Source organism: Candidatus Viridilinea mediisalina (genome assembly GCF_002532535.1).
In the GTDB taxonomy this organism is placed as follows: Bacteria; Chloroflexota; Chloroflexia; order Chloroflexales; family Chloroflexaceae; genus Viridilinea; species Viridilinea mediisalina.
Genome location: NZ_NQWI01000034.1, coordinates 15,171 through 37,105 on the forward strand (window position 1 = coordinate 15,171; position 21,935 = coordinate 37,105).

General features: G+C 58.8%; 15 protein-coding genes and 1 other annotated feature. Of the genes, 12 read left to right on the forward strand and 3 right to left on the reverse strand.

Going from position 1 to position 21,935, the window contains the following annotated elements:
* Positions 1-520: 520 nt before the first annotated feature.
* Positions 521-772: a binding site (T-box leader), on the forward strand.
* Positions 773-1,055: 283 nt separating this feature from the next.
* Positions 1,056-2,408, forward strand: coding sequence for a TrpB-like pyridoxal phosphate-dependent enzyme (locus CJ255_RS09560; protein WP_097643879.1), 1,353 nt, complete (start codon positions 1,056-1,058; stop codon positions 2,406-2,408).
* Positions 2,409-2,656: 248 nt separating this feature from the next.
* Here CJ255_RS09560 and CJ255_RS09565 read toward each other — a convergent pair whose 3' ends face one another.
* Entirely contained in the window at positions 2,657-4,609 is a 1,953-nt protein-coding gene (locus CJ255_RS09565) for a glucosidase family protein (protein ID WP_097643880.1), read from the reverse strand.
* 295 nt (positions 4,610-4,904) lie between these two features.
* Between CJ255_RS09565 and CJ255_RS09570 the strand changes: the two genes are divergently transcribed.
* From CJ255_RS09570 to CJ255_RS09590, 5 genes are all read left to right on the forward strand, one after another.
* Positions 4,905-5,741 carry a PAS domain-containing protein gene (locus tag CJ255_RS09570; RefSeq protein ID WP_097643881.1) on the forward strand — a complete coding sequence of 279 codons (837 nt, stop codon included), beginning with the start codon at positions 4,905-4,907 and terminating at the stop codon, positions 5,739-5,741.
* 277 nt (positions 5,742-6,018) lie between these two features.
* Positions 6,019-7,032 (forward strand): tryptophan--tRNA ligase, encoded by a 1,014-nt coding sequence (trpS, locus tag CJ255_RS09575; protein ID WP_097643882.1) that lies wholly within the window; start codon positions 6,019-6,021, stop codon positions 7,030-7,032.
* Positions 7,033-7,084: 52 nt separating this feature from the next.
* Positions 7,085-7,333, forward strand: coding sequence for a hypothetical protein (locus CJ255_RS09580; protein WP_097643883.1), 249 nt, complete (start codon positions 7,085-7,087; stop codon positions 7,331-7,333).
* Between the two features lie 13 nt (positions 7,334-7,346).
* The gene (trpE, locus tag CJ255_RS09585) at positions 7,347-8,864 is read left to right on the forward strand and encodes an anthranilate synthase component I (protein ID WP_097643884.1); all 1,518 of its coding nucleotides are present in this window, start codon (positions 7,347-7,349) and stop codon (positions 8,862-8,864) included.
* A 93-nt stretch (positions 8,865-8,957) separates the two neighbouring features.
* Positions 8,958-12,359, forward strand: coding sequence for a S8 family serine peptidase (locus CJ255_RS09590; RefSeq protein ID WP_097643885.1), 3,402 nt, complete (start codon positions 8,958-8,960; stop codon positions 12,357-12,359).
* Positions 12,360-12,473: 114 nt separating this feature from the next.
* Here the strand turns inward: CJ255_RS09590 and CJ255_RS09595 are convergent, their stop codons facing one another.
* Together CJ255_RS09595 and CJ255_RS09600 are read right to left on the reverse strand one after the other, a co-directional pair.
* Complete coding sequence (locus tag CJ255_RS09595) at positions 12,474-13,457, reverse strand: NADase-type glycan-binding domain-containing protein (protein WP_097643886.1); 984 nt, start codon at positions 13,455-13,457, stop codon at positions 12,474-12,476.
* A 44-nt stretch (positions 13,458-13,501) separates the two neighbouring features.
* The gene (locus CJ255_RS09600) at positions 13,502-14,746 is read right to left on the reverse strand and encodes a DUF937 domain-containing protein (protein ID WP_097643887.1); all 1,245 of its coding nucleotides are present in this window, start codon (positions 14,744-14,746) and stop codon (positions 13,502-13,504) included.
* A gap of 247 nt (positions 14,747-14,993) precedes the next feature.
* On the opposite strand from CJ255_RS09600, the gene CJ255_RS09605 reads away from it, so the two are divergent.
* The 6 genes from CJ255_RS09605 to CJ255_RS09630 all read left to right on the forward strand — a co-directional run bounded on the left by CJ255_RS09605 (position 14,994) and on the right by CJ255_RS09630 (position 21,735).
* Positions 14,994-16,100, forward strand: coding sequence for a hypothetical protein (locus CJ255_RS09605; RefSeq protein ID WP_097643888.1), 1,107 nt, complete (start codon positions 14,994-14,996; stop codon positions 16,098-16,100).
* A 34-nt stretch (positions 16,101-16,134) separates the two neighbouring features.
* On the forward strand, positions 16,135-16,839 hold the full coding sequence (locus tag CJ255_RS09610; protein ID WP_097643889.1) for a hypothetical protein: 705 nt from the start codon (positions 16,135-16,137) through the stop codon (positions 16,837-16,839).
* A 234-nt stretch (positions 16,840-17,073) separates the two neighbouring features.
* A complete protein-coding gene (locus CJ255_RS09615; protein ID WP_097643890.1) occupies positions 17,074-18,729 on the forward strand; it encodes a GH3 auxin-responsive promoter family protein in 1,656 nt (551 codons plus the stop codon).
* 160 nt (positions 18,730-18,889) lie between these two features.
* Positions 18,890-19,399 carry a Rab family GTPase gene (locus CJ255_RS09620; RefSeq protein ID WP_097643891.1) on the forward strand — a complete coding sequence of 170 codons (510 nt, stop codon included), beginning with the start codon at positions 18,890-18,892 and terminating at the stop codon, positions 19,397-19,399.
* Positions 19,400-19,587: 188 nt separating this feature from the next.
* Positions 19,588-20,361: a hypothetical protein gene (locus CJ255_RS09625; RefSeq protein ID WP_245863299.1), complete on the forward strand. Its 774-nt coding sequence runs from the start codon at positions 19,588-19,590 to the stop codon at positions 20,359-20,361.
* A 6-nt stretch (positions 20,362-20,367) separates the two neighbouring features.
* Complete coding sequence (locus CJ255_RS09630) at positions 20,368-21,735, forward strand: roadblock/LC7 domain-containing protein (protein ID WP_097643892.1); 1,368 nt, start codon at positions 20,368-20,370, stop codon at positions 21,733-21,735.
* Positions 21,736-21,935: the final 200 nt, after the last annotated feature.

The window sequence follows — 21,935 nt, forward strand, 5'->3', positions numbered from 1 at the left end:
GAATGCAACAAAACAGCGTTACCTTCGCCCCTCTCCCACAACGTGGGAGAGGCGATGCCCTGCCCTTCGACAAGCTCAGGGACCGCTTGTCGAAAGGGGAAGGGGGGTGAGGGCCATCCTGGGCATCCCAAAGCCTTATCCGCAAGCACCCCTGATGTCGGCCCTCCCACCTATGGGAATCGGAGTGTAAAAAAAATTGGTCAGGCTACGCACCTGCGCGTTGCTGGTGAAGCTGCCAACGCGCAACGAAAAAGATGGGTTCTTCTCATGAAACCATTATAGTATAAAAGTGAACCACTCAGTAGCCAGAAAACATGCCATTTGACTGCCCTCTCATTCCTTCCAAGAGTGTATGGGTAGATGCGTAGGGCTCCAGCAACGTTGCCTGATCGGCAAAGGCGTAGCTGCCCCATTTTCGTCCCCCCCTTTCGTTTTGGCGACTTCGTCGCCAAAACGAAAGGGGGGAATCAATTTGACACCCCCCAAGCAGACGTGCTATACTCCACGCCAAGTACATACCCCAATAGCGATGACCGGGAAGAGTAGACGTTGCACGGCGATCCAGCGAGTCGGCGGTGGTGTGAGGCCGATGCGTACGGTAGCGTTGAATGGGCCCGCGAGCTGCGGAGCGAAACAACAAGCTTGGAGTAGTAGCCGCCGGATGCGCCACCGTTACATGGCGCTGAACAGCACACGAGCGTGTTCCTGTTCGTTGAGTGCGTGGCCCATCGGCCACGAACGAGAGTGGCACCGCGATTCTTTCGCCTCTCGCCCCTGTTGGGGTGGGGGGCGTTTTTGATAGGCGAAAATAGGAAAAAGGAAATGGGAAATGGGAAAGAGGAAATAGGTTTGCTGCATCAGGATGATCTGCATGCCTCCAAACGGTAAAATACTCTGAAACCATCCCTTTGCGCTCTTTGGCGGCAATGAACCCATTTTCTGTTCTTCTGTTCTTCTTCCTCCCTGTTCTTCTGTTCCTCTGTTCTTCTTCCCCCCCTGTTCCTCTGTTCCCCTGTTCCTCTGTTCTTCTGTTCCGCATAGTCAAAGGAGTTTCCATGGAGACAGTGAAGTACCTGCTCAACGAAGACCGTATGCCGACGTCGTGGTACAACATCGCCGCTGATCTGCCTGCACCGCCGCCTGCGGTGTTGCACCCTGGTACTAAGCAGCCGATTGGCCCTGATGATCTTGCCCCGCTCTTCCCGATGGGTTTGATTATGCAGGAGGTGAGTAGCGAGCGGGAGATTGAGATTCCCGATGAGGTGCAGTCCATCTATCGCCAGTGGCGCCCAAGCCCGCTCTATCGCGCCCGCCGCCTCGAACAGGCGCTCGATACCCCCGCGAAGATTTACTATAAGTATGAGGGGGTGAGCCCGGCGGGGAGCCATAAGCCCAATACCGCCGTCGCTCAGGCGTACTACAATAAGCAGGAGGGGGTCAAGCGCCTTGTGACCGAGACGGGGGCCGGGCAGTGGGGTTCGTCGCTCGCCTTTGCCGGGGCGCTCTTCGGACTTGAGGTGCTGGTCTATATGGTGAAAGTGAGCTACAACCAGAAGCCCTATCGCCGTGCGCTGATGGAAGCCTATGGCGCTCGCGTGGTGGCAAGTCCTAGCACCGAGACCAACGCGGGCCGGGCGATTCTGGCTGAACACCCCGATAGCACCGGCAGCCTTGGGATTGCGATTAGCGAGGCGGTTGAGATTGCGGCCCAAGACCCCGATGCGCGCTATGCGCTCGGGAGTGTGCTCAATCACGTCCTGCTCCACCAGACCGTGATTGGCCTCGAGTCGCTGGCCCAGCTTGAGATGGCGGGCGATTACCCCGATATTATTGTGGGCTGCACTGGCGGTGGTAGCAACTTCGCCGGGATTGCGTTCCCCTTCATTGGGGCCAAGCTGCGCGGCGAACGTGATGTGCGCGTCGTTGCCGTCGAACCCGCTGCCTGCCCTAGCCTCACGCGGGGCCAGTATGCTTATGATTTTGGCGATACCGCCGGCATGACACCCTTGGTCAAGATGCACACCCTGGGCCACGGCTTCGTGCCTTCGGGCATCCACGCCGGGGGCTTGCGCTACCACGGCATGGCCCCAATGGTGAGCCATCTGCTACAACTGGGCCAGTTTGAAGCGACCAACGTCCAACAGCTCGAAACCTTCACCGCCGGACTCACCTTCGCCCGCGCTGAGGGCATCCTCCCCGCCCCCGAAGCAAACCACGCCGTCGCCGGAGCGATCAATGAGGCGCTACGCTGCAAAGAGGCGGGCGAGGCCAAGACCATCCTCTTCAATCTGTGTGGCCACGGCCACTTCGATCTGCAAGCCTACACCGACTTCCAGGCCGGTAAGCTCAAAGATTTTGAGTATTCGGCTGAAGAGGTGGCCATGGCCCTCGCTGGTCTGCCTTCTTAGAAGAACAGAGGAACAAAGGAACAGAGGAACAAAGGAACAGAGGAACAAAGGAACAGAGGAACAAAGGAACAGAGAAACGGATGAACAAAGGAATAGAATAAAACTAAAGATAGCTGTTCTTTTGTTCTTCCGTTCTTCCGTTCTCCTGTTCTTCCGTTCTCCTGTTCTTCCGTTCTCCTGTTCTCCTGTTCTTCCGTTCTCCTGTTCTCCTGTTCTTCCGTTCTCCTGTTCTTCCGTTCTTCCGTTCCTCACCGATACGTCACCTGCACATTAACAATCGGCCCTGCCGCCTCGACCAGCGCGTAGCGGCTGAACCCTAGCGTTTCGATGCGTAGCGGCGCGGGTTGGCCGTTGATCACCACGCGGGTGACCCGCTCGGCTTGGGGGGGCAGTAGCACACGCAGCAAGAAGGTTTCGCCACTGCTGGTAGCCTCAAGCTGGATGTGGCCCTCGGCCCCACGGTTGGCGGCAGGCTGGTGCTGCCAACGGTAGGCCGCATAGCCATCGGAAGCAGCATAGCGGGCGACGGCGTAGGCATGCTGGATGGTGTTACGCGGAGCAGCCAGCCAGCGCGGGCTCAACGTAGCTTCGCTGAACTTCAGGCCGCGATTTTCAATGCCCGCTGCACCTTCGATCAGCGCCCCAAGCATGGCACTCGAACCCCATCCATCAGTCGGCAGGAAGTGATCTACCTCCGCAACCCCACCAGTCGGGTAGTACCAGAGGAAGGTACTGCCGGTACGCCGAATGAGCTCATCGTAGCGGTAGAGAATGTCAAAACCGTAGCTCTCATAGCCGTGGCGGAACGCACCACGCGAGAGTTCGCCGCCAACCAGGGGCATAATCCCGCCGTTGACATACTCGCCGGGCCGTTCGCCCAGCCGCCCGTCGAGCCCAAAGGCACCGGGCGGGAAGGGCGGATCAATGCTAAACCATTCGGCAAAGGCGGTACGCCCTGGATCGTTGAGGCGGCGCTGGTATTCTGCCAGAATCGCCCGGCCTTGGGTTAGGCTCAAGACTCCCCGGTTGAGCGCAATTGCATTGGAGAGGCTCAACTGGCGCGCTTCGTCTACGCCCGGCACCTGGTAGGGGACAAGCTTGACGTGGTGGGTGAAGAAATTGCCGTTCCAACTGAGCCGGTTGAGCCGCACCATAATATCGTTGGCCAAACCACGCCGTTGGGCCGCCAACTCAGCGTGACCAGCCGCCGCTTCCATGACCGCCAACGACCGGAGCGCCTCAGCCAACCCAGTGTTATCACCATGAAAGATGCCCCACTTGGTATGCTCATCAATCCAGTGGCGCGGCGCGGGTTGGCCAGTATTGGGATCACGGGTGGTTGGCCCATAGGCAAAATCCCAGGTATCAATCGTGAAGGGGCGCATCACCAAGCCCAAATCGGGCTGCCAGCGCTCTGGCGAAGTCAGCGTATAATTGATCGCCCGCTGGGCCGAAGGCAGCAAGCGCAGCATCCACGCGGTATCGCCGGTGGTCTGCCAGGTCTCATAGATCAACTGGACATAGAGGTATTCCACGTCAGCCTCGACCGGCGTGCGGAGCGCCGGGATGCCAAATTCAGGGCGGGCGACAAAATCGGGCAGGCTGCCATCGGGACGCTGGGCGCGCTGATTGGCTTCAATCAGGCTCACCAGATCGCCCTCAAAGTAGCGAAAGGCGCGATTCTGGTAGTAGTGGTCGCGCAGCCAGAGCAGCGGGCTATCAGGCGAACGGTAGCCCGCAACGGTGCGCCCATCCAGTTCATAGCTGAGCCGCTTGGAGGCCATAAAGTCGCGCACCTGCCCATAAAGCTGATCGAAGGCGGGCACCCCGGTTTGCACCGTCGTTTGGGCTTCAAGGCGGTAGATGGTACCATTGGCAACCTGACGCCCATCGGCAAGGAAGAGCGCAGCCCAATGGTTACCAAGTGTCCCACGGGGCAGCACCTCCACCGCGCCATAGCCGCCCACCAGATTGAACGGAAAGCTACCCACAAGGCGCGAACGTGGATCAAAGACGAGCAGCGTTGCCGGGCCAGAGTAGCCCGTAATATTGACGTTCACCACGGTCGGGTCTAGTGGCGCAACCACCGCACTGCTACTCGAGAAGGAAGCAAGCCCTTGGGCTTGCACCCGTTCGCGTGGCAACATGGGTAGCGCCAAAGCAATCAGGAGGAGTACAATCAGTAGAGGAAGACGAGGCACAAAGATTCCTTTCTTTTACGTTGCGGGTTGGCTTCGACAGGCTCAGCCAACGTGCGACGTCGGCTTCGACAGGCTCAGCCAACGTGCGACGTCGGCTTCGACAGGCTCAGCCAACGTCGCGGCCCAAAACTTCTGAGCACTAACAAGCTCTTTTCGTTCCGTTGTGGCGGCGAAGCCGCCACAACGGAACAAAAAATGGGGTTTGGGGCACAGCCCCAAAGCGTTTAACGTAGCTCTAGGCAACCATGAGCCAAAGCCCCACAAGTATACCATCATAAGGAAATAGAGAACACATATGCCCCCAAACGATAATGCAGACGCAACGGCGCTCCGCGCCGAGTTGGCCAGGCTGAACGAACGCTACACCATGCTGGTGAGTGCCATTGGCCTGATGGTCTACGACTACCATATCCCTAGCGGTACGATTAGTTGGTCAGGTGAGACTGAGCGTGTCTGTGGGCGCACCTATGCAGAACTTGATGGCGGCATTGCCCAGTGGGAACAACTCATCCATCCCGAGGATCGCCCTGAAACCCTGCGGGCGCTTGAAGTAGCACTGGCAGCCCAAGATCGCTATGATGTGGAGTATCGTTTTCAACATAAAGATGGCTCGTATGTCTGGATCTTTGAGCATGGTTACTTCATTGCCGATGCCACTGGCAAACCGGAGCATATGTTTGGTATGCTCCAGAACATTACATTACTCAAAGAAGCACAAGATCAGCAGTTGCGCATGCAGGCCGAGATCATTGATGCCCAAGCGATGGCACTGAATGAACTGAGTACGCCGCTGATGCCGATTAGTGATGGGACGGTGGTGTTGCCCCTGATTGGTTCGATTGATTCACGCCGCGCCCAACAGATCATGGAGACGCTGCTGCAGGGTGTGGGTGAGCGCAATGCTCACGTTGCAATCATTGATATTACTGGCGTCGCCGTGGTAGACACCCAAGTGGCCAATACGCTTATCCAAGCGGCCCAAGCGGTACGCCTGCTCGGTGCCCGCGTCATGCTCACCGGCATTCGCCCCGAAGTGGCCCAAACCCTGATCGGCCTCGGCGTAGACCTGAGTGTCATTGATACCAAGGCCAGCCTGCAAGATGGCATCGCCGCTGCACTTGATCTCGTGTAGGCGAGATTTTAGACCAAGAAGCCCACAACGTAAACGAGTAGAGGTACCGAGGATTGCACCACAGAGGCACCGAGGACACAGAGGTTTTGAGAGGCTGTCTGAAATGTTGGAGTGCCGGCTTTAGCCGGCTAAAGCCGGCACTCCAACGCCAGCCCATGGACTTTTCAGACAGTCTCTATAGAAAAGAGTCAACCTACGGTGCTTGTCGTAGCACAAACCCCTCTGTGTTCTCTGTGCCTCTGTGGTGAAAACTTCGCTTCCATTCTAAGGAGTCTCCATGCCCACGAAACCACGAATTCTCACTGGCGATCGGCCCAGTGGTAAGTTGCACTTAGGGCACTATGTTGGCTCGTTGGCCAACCGGGTTGCGTTGCAAGATCGCTATGAGTGCTTCTTTATTATTGCGGATCTGCATGTGCTGACGACCAAGCCGACCCGTGAGGATATTGCCCAGATTCCGCAGAATATTCGCGATCTGGTACTCGATCACCTGGCGGTTGGGATCGATCCGGAAAAGGTAACCTTCTATGTGCAGTCGGCGGTGAAGGAGATCTTCCAGATCAACCTGATCTTTGAGATGCTTGTGACCGTGCCGCGCCTTGCGCGTCTGCCGAGTATTAAGGATATGGCGCGCAATGCCAATATTGATGAAGAGCAGTTACCCTTTGGTTTGCTTGGCTACCCGGTGTTGCAGGCAGGCGACATTCTGATGCCGCGTGCCAATCTGGTGCCGGTGGGCAAAGATAACGAGGCTCACGTTGAGATTACCCGCGAGATTGCGCGGCGCTTCAACTACCTCTATGGCGAAGTCTTCCCTGAGCCTGAGGCCTTAGTGCCCGATGTGGGCACACTACCCGGTACCGATGGTCAAGGCAAAATGAGCAAGAGCGCCAATAATGCGATCTATCTCTCCGATGAGGCCCCAACGGTTGCCCAGAAGGTACGCGGCATGTATACCGATCCGGCGCGCATCCGGGCCGATATTCCTGGCAAAGTGGAGGGCAACCCGGTCTTTGCCTACCACGACGCCTTCAACCCCAACCTCGAAGAGGTCAACGATCTCAAAGAACGCTACCGCACTGGGCGCGTCGGCGATGTTGAGGTCAAAAAGAAACTGCTTGCCGCCATCGAAGCCTTCCTAGAACCCATCCGCGAACGGCGCGCCCGCTACGCCGCCACCCCCACCCTCGTAGACGAAATCATCCACACGGGCAACCAGCGCACCCGCGCCGTCGCCCAAGAAACCGTGGCGATGATGGAGGAAGCAATGGGGATGGGGTATTTTGCGTAGGGATTTAAGGATACGAGCTCAATAGCGAAAAGGTTTCTCTGTGGAGCGTCTTATGGAAACCGATCTCATATCGTATCTTATGCAAGATAAGATAGAAGCTTTTGAGCAAGAGCGTGTTCAGTGGCGTCAGGCTATGCAAAACTCTATCGAAGATATCATTGCCTCACGCTTTCCTGATGCACCTTTGGGCCTTATTATGGCCATTCGCCAAATTGATGATATGCATGAATTGCAATTGCTCTTGCGTGCCATCTTGCGTGCTACTGACTTGGATGAAGTGGGACGCTTGCTGGAGACGTAGGAAAGGTTCCTCAATGCTATACACTCCCAGTTTCAATGACGTATGTGCCCTCCGCGACCAAGGCAATCTTTGCCCGATCTACCGTGAGATTTTGGCTGATTTGGAGACGCCTGTTTCGGCCTATTTGAAGGTGGCCCAGGGCGCTTATAGCTTCCTGCTTGAAAGTGTTGAGGGTGGGCAGCACTTGGCGCGCTATTCGTTTATTGGTAGCGATCCCTATCTGGTGCTGCGCCTTGATCGGGGGGTGGCGCAGGCATCCCAGGGGGGCTATAAGCAGAGTCTGCCCTATAGCGATCCGTTGGTGGTGCTTGGCAGCTATCTGAGTGCCTATCGCCCGGTGCGCTTGCCCGATCTGCCGCGCTTTGTGGGGGGCGCGGTGGGCTATTGTGGCTATGAGACGGTGAGCTACTTTGAGCGCTTGCCAGTGCCTGAAACTTGCGCCTACAAGATGCCCGAAGGGTTCTGGATGTTTGTGGATACGCTCTTGATTTTTGATCATTTGCGCCACAAGATCAAAGTGCTTTCCCATGTTCATCTGGATGCGCCCGATCTGGAGGAGGAGTATCGGCGTGCGATTGGGCGGATTGAGGCGCTGGTTGAGCGTTTGCGCCAGCCGCTTGCGCCTAATGAGCGGCAACCCGCTCACGATGCGGCACGTAACTATGAGCCTCACTCTGCTCCACCGCCCACGTTTAGCCCCCAAGCCCCAAGCTCCAATGTCCCCCGCGAGCAGTACCACGCCAATGTGCTGCGGGCGAAGGAGTATATCTCCGCAGGCGACATCTTTCAGGTGGTGCCTTCACAACGCTTTGTGCGCCCTACGAGTGCCGATCCGGTGACCATCTACCGGGCGCTGCGCACGGTCAATCCGTCGCCCTATATGTTCATATTGCGTACCGGCGAGGGCGATCTAGTCGGCGCCTCGCCCGAATTGCTCGTGCGTGTCCAGGAGGGCGAGGTCTTGACCCACCCGATTGCCGGGACGCGCCGACGCGGGCGCGATCTGGCTGAGGATGCGGCGTTGGCCGATGAGCTACTGCACGATGAGAAGGAGCGGGCCGAACATCTGATGCTCGTTGATCTGGGGCGCAACGACATTGGGCGGGTGAGTGCGCCGGGGACGGTGGCGGTGCCGGAATTCATGTTTGTTGAAAAATACAGCCATGTCATGCACCTCGTCAGCCATGTGACCGGGCGGTTGCGCGCTGATCTGCAAGCACTTGATGCCCTACGGGCCTGCTTTCCGGCAGGCACGGTTAGTGGTGCACCGAAGATTCGCGCAATGGAGATCATTGCCGAACTGGAGGGTTCGCGCCGGGGCATCTATGCCGGCTGTGTTGGCCACGTTGGCTTTAATGGCGACCTCGATACCTGTATTGCCTTACGCACCATGGTGGTGCAAAAGGGTGTCGCCTATGTCCAAGCAGGCGGCGGCGTGGTTGCCGATAGCGACCCCGAAGCGGAGTACCAGGAGAGTTGCAATAAGGCGGCGGCGCTGCTGCGGGCAATTGATCTGGCGGAGGAGTTGTAGCGAGTTGCTTGAACAAGGGGGCTACAATATCAACAAGCAGAGATACTGAGGATTGAACCACAGAGGCACCGAGGGCACCGAGTTGTTGGAGGGATGGATACTCCTGTACAGTTTGGAGGTATTCAGCGCATCCTGATGCCGCAAACCTATTTTCTATTTTCTCGTTTCTGTATCCTTGTTCTAAAACCTGGCTTTAGCCTCCTTGCCTTGCTGCTGCTCTGCCTGCTGGTGGCAGGAGCTCGTGCCCCAGTGCAGGCCGAGCAGCAGGGGCGCTATATGGTGCGTTTGGCCCATGAGCCAATCCCTCCACTGGCCGCGAGCCTTGAGGCAATCCAGCAGGCGTTGGGCCAGCCGGTGACGCCGGTCTTTACCTATCGCCACGCGCTGTATGGCTTTGCCTTTGATCTGACACCGCACCAAGCTGAAGCGCTACGCAGTTTGCCCTTTGTTGCTGCGGTGCAGCCCGAAGGCTACGCAACGCTCCAGGCTGATACAAGCCCCTGGCGCCTCGCGGTGACTGATGCTGCGCTACGCCCTGCGCTGCTGCATGCCCACTTGAGCAGTGCGGAATCTGAAGCTAGTGGTCGGGCGTTGGCCCACTATGATGCCACCACGCGCAAGCTCTACCTCCAGCTTTTTTATCATGGTTTGGCTGAAGCGCCGATCACACCAATAACTCTTGAACATACCGCATTATCAAGAACGCTAACGCCCATTGGGACGCCATGTTCGGCAATCTGCAATCTACAATCTACAATCGGAAATGGTATCAACGCTGAACTGCGCGACCGCTATGGCGCACAGCGGATCGCCCTTGGGCCGCTCAGCGCCGGGGTCTATGTTGATAGCATTGCTATCCCGCCAGCGGCTGAGGCGCTGCTCTTGGCTGGTGGCCTAGAGTTGCACCTGAGTAGTGACCAGGTGTTGCTGCACGCACCCCTTACGCCTAGTCGTGGTGAGGGGGTGCTGCTGGGAGTGATTGATAGCGGAATTGATCCTAACAATCCCGCCTTTCAGAATCCCGCCCCTGACGGGTATGTCTACCAAAACCCGCATGCTACGGGAGGCTTTTTGGGCGTATGCGACCCCAACAATCCGCGCTATGATCCAACCTTTCCATGCAACAACAAACTGATTGGTGCCTACACCTTTGATGCCACCGCCACAACCCCCGACCCGCAGGGCCGTCCGAGTCCGCGTGACAACCATGGGCATGGCACTCACATTGCGGGCCTTGCGGTGGGCAACTATATCCCGCGTGTACGCATCGGGCTTGCCGAGGTCGGGCCAATTGCTGGCGTCGCACCACGGGCCAACCTGATTGTCTATGATGTCTGTGGGCTACCTGAGAATGATCTCGTCTGCCCCCATTCGGCGCTGCTGGCGGCGATTGATCAGGCAATTGCCGACGGGGTGCAGGTGATCAACTATTCGATTGGCGCAGGGGCGAGCGATCCATGGGATCATCTGGAGTCGCTTGGTTTGTTGCGCGCCTTTGAACACGACATCTTCGTGGCTGCGGCAGCGGGCAATCGTGGCCATGCCGACGATAGCATCAGTGCCCCAGCCAATGCCCCATGGGTGACGGCGGTTACCGCAAGTAGCCACGGACGCCGCTTTGTGCAGCAACTCCACGAGTTTGACGGGGGCACTGCGGCGTTGCGTCCTACTACGCTGCTAGGCGCTGGCTTGGGACCACAATTAGGCCCAGTGCCCATCCGTAGCGCCGCCGCTCTGGACAATCCCACATGTGCGCCTTTCAGCGCAGAGCAGCAGGCAGCCATTGAAGGGGCCATCGTGGTCTGTGCGCCCGGAGCGCTTGAGCGCATAGCGCAGGTGCAGCATGTGCGTGCAGGTGGTGGCGTGGGGGTGGTCTTTGTGAACCATGCGACAGTTGAGGAGCAGTTTGAGGAAGCAGTGCGTTACCCCCTACCGGCCATTGCGCTAACCCACAGCGATGCGCTACTGCTAGAGGCGTGGCTTGGCACATGTGACGATTGTAGCGCCACGCTCAGTGCGACCTACGCCGAGCATGATGCGACCCTGGCCAACCGCATCCTGCCCTACAGTTCACGCGGGCCGAACAGCCGCGTTCCCACTGTACTCAAGCCCAACCTGACGGCACCCGGTGCAGTGACCCTTGGGCCTTTTGGCGATTTCACAGCGAGGCAGCCCGACTACGCCTTCATGCAAGGCAGCTCAATGGCGGTCGCGCAGATCAGTGGGCTTGCCGCGATCTTGCGCCACATCCACCCCACATGGAGCGCGGCAGAGATCGCTTCCGCCTTGATGCTCACGGCGCTACCCGCCAACCTTGCCGATGGTGAGGCTGCTAGCCCCTTCGACCAGGGTGCCGGACGAGCCCATGGGGTGCGGGCGGCCTTTGCGGGCTTTGTGTTGCCCGAAACCGCCGCTGCATTTCGCCAGGCCGATCCGGCCCACGGCGGCGACCCCAGCCAACTCAACCTCGCAGCAATAACAAGCGAGCATTGTGAACGCAGTTGCAGCTTCACCCGGACCCTGCGGAGTACCTTTGACGTGCCGCTTACCTATACAATCACACTGCACCACGGGGACGGCTTCAGCTTACACACAACCCCAGCCAACAGCATCAGCCTAGCGCCCGGCGCAAGCGTGCGGATCACTGTGACAGCGACGGTCAACGGGCGTGCGACAGGCAGCTACAGTTACGGCGCGGTCAGCTTTAGCAACACCGAGAACCTCGCAGCGCCAGCCCAGATACCCGTTGCCTTGCAGACCTTCGGGGTCAACCTGCCGCCCACGTTAGAGCTAGAGACTGCTGCGTTGAGCGGCAGCCAGCGCATTAGCCTGCATGCCGAAGCCCTAGACGGGCTTGAGGCCACGAGCTACGGGTTGCAGCGCATGCTGAGTGAGGCATTGCAGCTAGAACCAGGCGCAACCTACGAACGTGAACTGCGCCTGCCGCCCGATAGCCTCCTCTTGCGGGTTGAACTGGAGGCTGAAGCAGCAGGCAGCCACGAACTCTCGCTCTACGCCACAAGCCAGCCAGGGCAACCCAGCAGCACAAACACTACACTACTCTGTCGCACCCGTGGGGCGAACGCTTGCGAACTCACGGCTACCGAGCTGAGCCCAAAGATCCGCATCAGGGTCGCACAGACGGCTGAGGCCGAACTGGGGCCAAGCAGCAGCCGCTTACGCTACGGGCTCGTGCGGAGCACACCCCCAAACCCAAGCAACCTCAGCGTGAGCAGCCCCATCACCACGAGTGCAGGCGTGCCATTCGATCTCACCGTAACCTGGCAACTGCCCCCCAGCCCCAAGGACGAACGCTACCTAGGCCTCCTCACACTACACGAACACAGCAGCGCCCGCGACCTCGGCAGCGCAAGCATCATCCTCGACCTCCATGGCACTGGAGAACCTGAACCAAGCCCAAGCCCAACGCCTACACCAGAGCCAGAAGCTCCTTGGCGGGTTTATTTGCCTTTGGTGGGGATGGGTTCAGGGTAATACCATGTACGATTGTAGATTGTAGATTGTAGATTGTAGATTGTAGATTGCAGATTGTAGATTGCAGATTGTAGATTGCAGATTACAGTTGGTACTCCCTACCCACACCGCGCCCTACCAATCCCCAAGTTCCGAGGGAACCCCCATCAACTCCAGGCTTTCAGGATCAAAGCCTGTACCAACACCCAGAACTTCCCATCTCCCCACTGCTTCGCGGCGAACAAACATGGTTGGTGGATCAAGAATACGATCAGTTGGTAGGACACGCAGGCGAACATAATCACCAGCTATGCCTTGGACTTGCATGCCCATCTCTGGCCCGCCAAACTGAGCCAAGAGCTCATTAATCGTATCGCCATGCGGTTCACACTGCTGTGGAGGGCAGAACGAACCTACCGGCACCAACTCACTGATAGGCGTAAAATCGCGCCCATCCTGTGCGCCGGGCGCGGTGGTCTCCAGCACCACCACCGTCACATGCGAGGTCACCACCGGATCAAATTCAATCGTCTGGAGTTCAGGGCGGTCGGCGAGGGTCGCCTCGACGCTAATACCGCCCGTAAAATCAAGGCGCACACGACTCACGCGGCGATTCTGCAGAAAGCGATCCTCGCCACTCAGCGGATCAACTTTGGCATAGCCCGGCACAATACCCAGTGCGCTGAGTTGCACCGCTTGGCTAAAGGTGAGGGTAACACTGGCAAACTGCCCATCACCCGGCACACGCCACGCAGTATCCATACGGCCATCAATCGTCTGGTCGGCACTATAGACCACCTCATTACCGGCACTATCGCGGCTTGGCGGGGCTTCAAACCAAGCAAACGCGGTCATAGGAGCAATGGGGGCGGGTGGCAGCACTGGTTCAGGTGTTGGGGTGGGCGTGGCGAGCTCTGGGGTCGCGCTGGGCGCAACGGGAAGGGGCGTCGCGCTGGGCGGTGGTGTCGCACTGGACAAAGCAGGCGCCACCACCGTCGCCGTCGTTTCAACAACTGCTGCCCCTAGAGTACCATCCTCACCCCCACCGCACGCAGCGAGGATACTACCAAAAAAGATAATGACAATGAGGGAGCGCACGAGGGCTGGTTGGGGCAGCATAATAATTCCTTTCCCTATCTCTGTGTTCTCTGTGCCTCTGTGGTTCAATCCTCTGCATCTCTGCAAACCTCCCGGATTTGCTGCAACGCCTGCTGCTCGGCGGCATTGACCCGTGTACCACCAATACCCATAAAGCCCCCTTCGCTCACAGCGGCGGCAGCTTGCTCTGCTGCACTCACCACCAATGTGCCAAAGGCGGCCCGCTCGTCGGGGGTATGGCGAGCGACCAGCGCCATGGCGCTTCTGAGTTGGGCGAGAGCCTGTGCCGCAGCGGTTGTCTGGGCTGTGAAGTCACGAAAGTCCGCCTGGTTGAGCCCTGCGCCAAAGGCGATACGGAGCAACGAGATCGGTTGGGCTTGATTGGCAGCCTGCAAGACCGCCGCCGAGGCCGCTCCCAATTCGCGGGGTGCCCCGTCTTGCAACGCGGCACTGGCATCTGCCACGATGTAGGTGGCGGCCAAGGGCGCTTGCTGTACCTGTGCCCATTCGCTGTCACTGAAGCGTGCCCGCAGCGCATCGGCCTGATCGCACGCCGCCAAGACCTCTTTGGCCAGATGTTCTTGCTTGGGATTGGTGCTCTGTTGCATCACAGCGGACGATTCACTGGCCAAGAATTGCTGGAGGTTGTTGGCATTGAGGTTGCCGCTCTTGATCGCCCGATTGATCACACCAGCAATCATTGGTACCGCAAGGGTAAGCAGCGGGCGTACATCAAAACCAAGACGCTCGGAGAGGGTGGCGCTGATCGTGTTGGCCTTATCGCCCAACAGCATGGTCAAAGGATCGCGCTGCGGTGGCGCACTGCCCGCACCGCCAAGCAGCGTGCCGAGCATGCCAAGGATGGGATTACCACCACCTGTACCGGCACTCGTGCTGCCAGAACCAGCCCCTCCCCCGCCGCCAAGCAGCGTACCGAGCATACTGGCCACTGGATTGCCGCCACTCGCCCCAGCAGCAGGTGGCGGGCTACTCGGCCCACTTGCCCCGCCCGCACCACTCAGCAGGGTGCCGAGCATACCGGCCAGTGGATTACCGCCGCCCCCGCTATCGCCCATATTGCCCAAAGCACCAATCAAACTGCCCAAGGGATTATTGCCCCCCGCTTGGCTCAACTGGGCAAAGAGCGCCTCCGCCCCACCGGGCGTACTCGCCTGCTTACTCAGGCTCCCCAAGACAACCGGCGTTACCGCGCCCATACACTCAGAGACCTGATTGGTATCTACGCCTAACCGACTGCCAAGCTGCCCAAGCAGTTCTGGCGGGAGCGCAGCACCAAGTTGTTGGAGCATACTGGTCAAGAGGCACCTCCGTGTGATATAAAGGTTTGTGTCTAGCTAGTATACCAATAATACCAGTTGCGATTGTAGATTGCAGATTGCAGATTGTAGATTGTCGAACATGGCGTTCCAATGGGCTTTAGCGTTCTTGATAATGCGGCATGCTCAAGGGTAATTGGTATACCTTCCCCTATCCCCTTTCCCCTATCCCCTATCTCCTATCCCCTATCCCCTATCCCCTATCCCCTATCTCCTCCCCATGCACTTCACCTTTGAACATGCCACGCCTGCCGACGATGCGGCGCTGCGGCGCTTGTTGGTGGCCAATCCGCTGCCCGGTAGGGTTGCGTTGAGCTATGAGCGCGAGCCGAGCTATTTTGCTGGTTGTAGTACCATGGGACACTTCTGGCAGGTCATGGTGGCCCGCGCCCATCCAGGGGCGGAGGTGGTGGGCTTGGCAAATCGGGCGGTGCGCCATGCCTACCTGGCGGGCCGTGTGGCCCCCCTTGGCTATTTGGGCCAACTGCGGGTTGATGGGCCGTTTCGTGGCTTGGGCTTGCTCGAACGGGCCTACCATATGCTACGCAAAGTCCATAACGATGGGCGAGCGGGCTGCTATCTCACGACGATCGTTGAGGGCAATACTGCGGCCCAGCGCGTCCTTGTGACCCATCCACCCGCCACAGCGCCCCGCTTGTACCCCCACAGCCGCTTGGTGAGCCTGGCCCTTGTGGCCCGCCGCTATCCACCGCTGCGCCTGCCCCGCGTCGAGCTTGTCTGGGATGGGCGGGAGCGTTTGGCTCAGATTGCGGATTTTTTGGCCCACTATGGCCCACGCCGCCAGTTCTTTCCCGCCTACAGCGCCACAGATCTGGCCGGTAGTCCACTAACCCGGGGCTTCGATCCGCGTGACTTCTGTCTTGCCTTGCACCATGGTGCTATCATTGGGCTGTTGGGGCTTTGGGATCAATCGGCCTACAAGCAGACGGTGGTGCGGGGTTACCACGGCTGGATGCGCCCTACGCGCCCGCTCTACAATCTCGCAGCACGACTGCTGGGCCTCCAGCCCCTGCCCGCCCCGGGTGCCCAGTTGCGCCACTGTTATGCCAGCTTTCTCTGCATTGCCGACGACCAGCCGCAGGTCTTTGCCGCATTGTTGCAGGCCGCCCTGCAGCGGGCCGCCCTGCGCGGTGCCAACTACCTGATGCTCGGCCTCACCCACCGTGATCCCCTGCTGCCCTACGCCCAACGCTACCTGCATATTCCCTACTACAGCCGCGTCTACCTTGCGGCCTGGCAAACAAAGGAAATCCCTGATGATGCCTACGACCAACGCATCCCCGCTATCGAAATCGCCAGCCTCTGAGCCCACTGGATCTGAAGGGGGACAGCTAACCGGCATGGTGCAGCCAATTAGTGCCTTGCGTGACACCGATCACGCCGAGATGTATGCGCTCATGGAGCGCCACTTCCTGGCCATGAGTCCCGCAGGCTTTGCGGCTGATCTTGCCGAAAAATCTGCCATCATTCTGCTCCGTGAGGCTAGCAGTAACCAGTTGGTGGGCTTTTCGACCATCACGCAACTGGAGAGCTACGATGAGCATGGGCCGATCAGTGCGATCTTTTCGGGCGATACGATTGTTGATCGCGCCCATTGGGGCAGCCCGCGCTTGGCGCAACTCTGGGGGCGCTATGTCTTTGCCCGCGCCGCCCAGATGCAGCCACAACGTGTCTATTGGTTTCTGATCTGTTCAGGCTATAAAACCTACCGCTTTCTCCCGCTCTTCTTTCGTGAATTCTACCCCCATCATGCTGCACCAACCCCACCCAGCATGCAAGCATTGATGGATCGCCTCGCGTACCTCAAGTTTCCAGAGGAATACTGCGCACACCAAGGGATCGTGCGTTTGCAGCGGGCAACCCCGCTACGCCCTGAGGTAGCACCCCTGACCAGTGCGCGGCAACGCGATCCCCATATTGCCTTCTTCGCCCGCGCCAACCCCGGCCACCACGCGGGCGACGAGCTAGTCTGCCTCGCCGAACTGAGCCACGCGAACCTGAGCGCGGCGGGGCGGCGCATGCTGCGGGAGGGAGAGGGAGCGTAGAGATACAGAGGGTTGAACCACAGAGGCACAGAGGGCACAGAGGGTGTTTTTGTTAGGGATGGTTTCAGACTACTTTACCGTTTGCGCCATTAAGTAGTGCCGACTTTAGTCGGCTGAGGTCGTAGGATGCTATTGGATGCCGACTAAAGTCGGCACTACGACGGTAAAGCTGAGCCGTGCCCCTACACAGGGCAAATGTCGTACTCCTTCCTCCTTCCTCCTTCCTAAATAAACATGCTCACCCACCTAGCCCACAACCTCTGGCTTGGCGCATGCCTACCTGGTTCCTACGCCTTCCGTCGGGCGCTGCGTGATGTGGCGGGGGTGCAGTGGGCGGTGCTGCGCCAGTTGTTGCGCCAGAACGCGACGAGCCGCTATGGGCGGGTATACGATTTTGCCAGCATTACCTCGGTGGCTGAGTATCAGCGCCGCGTGCCGCTGGTGGATTATGATCACCTGCGTCCCGCAATTGAGCAGATTGCCGCCGGGGTGCAGGGGGTGCTAACCAGTGAGCGCGTGCTGCTGCTTGAGCCAACCAGTGGATCGAGTGCTGCAACCAAGCTGATTCCCTATACCGCCGGGTTACAGGCTTCGTTTCAGCGCGCCCTGAGCCCCTGGTTGGCCGATCTGCTGCTGCACGATCCGCAGGTGCGCCGGGGGCGGGCCTATTGGCAGGTGACGCCGCTGGCCCAGCAGGAGCAGCGCAGTAGCGGGGGCTTGCCCATTGGCTTCGCTGAGGATAGCGCCTATCTCGGTGGTTTGCAGCAGTCCCTCAGTGGCCTGGTGCTGGCGACACCGCCCGGCTTGGCGCGGCTTGCGTCACTTGAGACGTTACGTTATGTCACCTTACTAGCCCTATTGCGCTGTGCCGACCTGAGTCTCATCTCGGTCTGGAACCCGACGTTCTTGAGTCTGCTGTTGGAGCGCCTCGCGCCTTGGGGCGAGCAGTTGGTGCGCGATCTGGCCCAAGGCACCCTCAGCCCGCCAGAGCCACTGACGCCTGCTCTGGCGGCGCGGCTAGGCCGTTGGTTGCGGCCCGATCCGCAGCGGGCCGCGTTGGTGCAGCAGGCTCTGAAGGCCGCCCCAAGTGCGCCGGAGTTGCACCGTATGCTCTGGCCGCGTCTGCGCCTCGTGAGTTGTTGGGCCGATGGCTATGCCGCCCGCTCTGCTTACAGCTTGGCCCGAAACTTGCCCCAAGCGATCCTACAACCCAAGGGCTTGATTGCTACTGAGGGTTTTGTCTCGTTCCCGCTGCTCAAGCAGCCCGGCGCAGCCCTGGCGCTGCGTTCCCACTTCTTCGAGTTTTTGCCTAGTTGCGGTGGCGAAGCCCGCCTCGCCCACCAGTTGGCCCTCGGAGCAAGCTATGAGGTTGTCATCTCAACCGCCGGTGGCCTCTATCGCTACCGGCTCTACGATCAGGTTGAAGTGGTCGGGCACCTTGGCGCATGCCCCTTGCTACGCTTCCAAGGCAAAAATAACCTTGTGGCCGATTGGTTTGGCGAGAAGCTCAATGAACAGCATGTACGCTCGGCCCTAGAAGCGCTCTTCAGCCGCTATGCGATCACCCCCAGTTTTGCCATGCTCGCCTGCAACACCAGCCTGCATCCACCGGCCTATACGCTCTACCTCGAGGCCGCAATCGCACCCGCATTGCAACCAAGCTTGGCCCACGCCCTAGAGCAGCAACTTCAGCAGAACATCCACTACCGCTACTGCCGCAACTTGGGCCAACTTGGGCCCCTACGCATCTTCAAGATCCATCACGGTGCCCAAAACGCCTACCTCACCGCCTGTCAGCGCCACGGCCAGCGCAGTGGTGACATCAAAGCCCTTGCGTTGCACCGTTACGATGGTTGGGAGACGATCTTTGTGCCGGAAGGTAGTGTATAATATTCCATAAGCAACTACACCTTGGGTCCTACCACCCCCTTCTTTACCCTATGGGATGGTTTCAGGACATGCTAAAGTTTGGAGGCATTCAGCACATCCTGATGCCTTATGCCTGTATCCAATATCCTGTATCCTGTAACCATCCCTAAGAGATACAATCTTGAGTGCAGCCGCAAGAAAAATCTGCTTGCTCGGAGACTTTGCTGTTGGCAAAACTAGCCTGATCCGGCGCTTTGTTGAGGGCCGCTTTGATGAGAGTTACCTAAGCACAATTGGCGTCCAAATCAGTCGGCGTAAGGTTGCGATTGAAGCACCGCAGGCTGCTGAACTTAACCTCTATGTCTGGGATACCGCTGGCAGTGAACCCTTCACCGCAGTTGTGCGCTCCTACTACCAAGGGGCGCGCGGAGCCATCCTTGTCTGCGACCTGACCCGCCCCGATACCCTGCACTCCCTCGAGAAGTATGTGCGCGAAGTGAGTGCCGTGAATCGCTCAATGGCCTTTGTTGTTGTTGGGAATAAGGTAGACCTCGCCGGACAACGTGAGATCAGCGATAGCATGCTGGCTGAAGCCGCCCAGCAGTACCATGCCCCCTGCTTCCTCAGTAGCGCCCGCACAGGCGAAAATGTCGAACAGGCTTTTCAGGTTCTAGCTACGCAACTGTTGTAAGGGAGGGGGGCGGGGAGGGCTTCGCCCTCCCCGAAAGTCCCTCCCACGATCCTACTGAAAGACGATAAGAAGCTGTCTAAAAAGGCTCTGAATTGGCGTTGGAGTGCCGGCTTCAGCCGGCTAAAGCCGGCACTCCAACGCGTGCCCACGAGCTTTTCAGACAGCAGAAGAAGGGGCAAGGTAATCTTATGAGTAGTGAGCGCTACCAGACTTCCACGCCATTGCCAGCAACCGATTACGAACCCGGCCCCGATCCAGGGGGCCGTCGCACCATGATGGGTGAACCCGCTTCGCAAGAAGACCTTGAGCGGGTGCGTGAGATCATTCTGGGGCCTGATGCGACACGCCAGCGCCTCCGTGGGGCTGAAGTGGATCGCCTGCGCGAAATTCTCTTTGGGCCGCAGATTGAAGCCTATGAGCGCCAGTTGGACGATCTGCGCCGCGATCTTGAACGTATGGCCAGCGATCTGAATGAGGCCCATGAGCGCATTGCCGATTCCGAGAAGAGTACCGCCCGGCGCATTGAAATGCTTGAACTCAATCTGCGCAAGCTCTCTGAAGATCAGCGCCGCGAGACGGAACGCCAGCGCACCCGCGATGCCCAAGTGCAACAATTGGTGGCCCAGACCCGCCAGCATGAAGAGACGATTGTTGGGGTGGGTGAGGGGCTACTCGATCTGCGTAAGGCCCACGGAGCGAGTGAGTTGGACATCCGCGCTGCCCGTACCGCCACGAGCGATATGCAAGACCAGATTGAACAGCGTACCCAGGCGCTGCGCCGCGATCTGCGCCATGCCGAAGACACCCTGCGCGCCGAGTTGCGCCATATGATGGATCGGCTTGATCATCAGAAGACTGATCGCAAAGCGCTTGCCAGTATGCTCATCGAAATCGCTACCCGCCTTGAGACAGGCAACTCGATGACTGGGTTGCTCGAAGGGCTTGCCGGTTCCAAGGAATAGCACACAATGGCCCATGAGCCAGAAGTTAACGCGCAGATCGAGGAGCTACGTCGCGTTCTGCTCAAGCCTGAAGTCCTGGCGGATCGCATTAGCCCCCTCATTGCCGATATTCTCTCTGAACAGATTGAAGTCTCGCGTGACGAGATCGCCCGTGCGATTGCGCCCGCAATTGGCGAAGCGATCCGCCGCCAAGTCTATGAGGCCCGTGAGGATATTATTGATGCGCTCTATCCTGTTATTGGTGCGATGATTGCCAAGGCGGTGAATGAGGCACTGCGCGATTTTGCCCAAAAGGTTGATGGCCAGGTGCGCCAGAATATCGAGATCTTCTCCGATCCCAATTTCTGGAAAGCCTTCATCCGTGGGGTTTCGCCCAATGAGTATCGCTTGCGTAACGCCCTGCCCTTTACCGTCCACGAAGTCTTTCTCATCCAACGCGACACTGGCCTGCTGATCTGCCATACCTCCGCCGATCCTGAACTGGCCGACCGTGATCTCGTTAGTGGCATGCTCACCGCGATCCGCGCCTTTGCCCGTGAAGCTCTGGGTGAGGCGGAGAGCGGTGAGTTGGGCGCGATCACCTATGAATCACGCCAAATTCTGATCGAAGCGGCGGGCGCAGCCTATATTGCGGTCGTGATTGACGGGGTTGAACCGCCGAACTACCGCGAGACGCTGCGCCAGGCGTTGGTGACCATCCACGATAAACGTTACGATGAACTGCGCTCGTTTGATGGCACCAATATTACCCTGGTCGAGAGTGCTGCCAAAACCCTGCAGAGCCGCCTGCTTGCCCCTCCTGCCAGTCCGCCGCGCATTTCGCCCGCAACTTCGCAACGCATCATTCTTGCCCTTATGACCTTGCTGGTGCTGCTGCCAATCTTCATCTGTGCGGGCTGGGTCTGGCGCGTCGAAACCAACTTCGCGGCCCTCGCAGCGGTGCCCATCACCACACCCACCGCTACTGATGCCCCCACCAGCACGCCAACGCTCACCAATACGCCAACGCTCACCAATACGCCAACGCCTACCAATACGCCAGAGCCCACGATCACCAATACACCCACGGCCACCAATACACCTACGCCAACCATGACGCCCACGCCCACGCCATCACCCTTCAACGGGGTTATGATCGGCAACGTCTACCTCTTCAACACCCCCGACGAAGCGAGTACCCGCACCAGCATCGTCGCCCCGCTCGGTGCCCCCGTGGAGGTTCTAGCCCAGATGGGCGACTGGTACCGCGTGCGCGTCTCCCTCAGCAGCGGGCCAGCCGTCGAACTGATTGGTTGGGTGCCCTCCCGCTGGGTCAGCCTACTGCGCCCAGTCCCCGCCGAGTTGATGACGCCTACGGTTGTGCCCGTTGAGTAGTAGAGGTACAGAGTATTTCACCACAGAGGCACCGAGGACACAGAGGTTTTAGGGAAGCAGAAATTGTTAAGCATCCCAGCAGCATCCGCTTCCCTTAACGCGGCGAGTGCCAAACATGGTGATTGCCTCACTACAACCCTCTCTGTGTTCTCTGTGTCTCTGTGGTAAAATTCTCTCTGACTCTCTTCAAAAACTCTCTT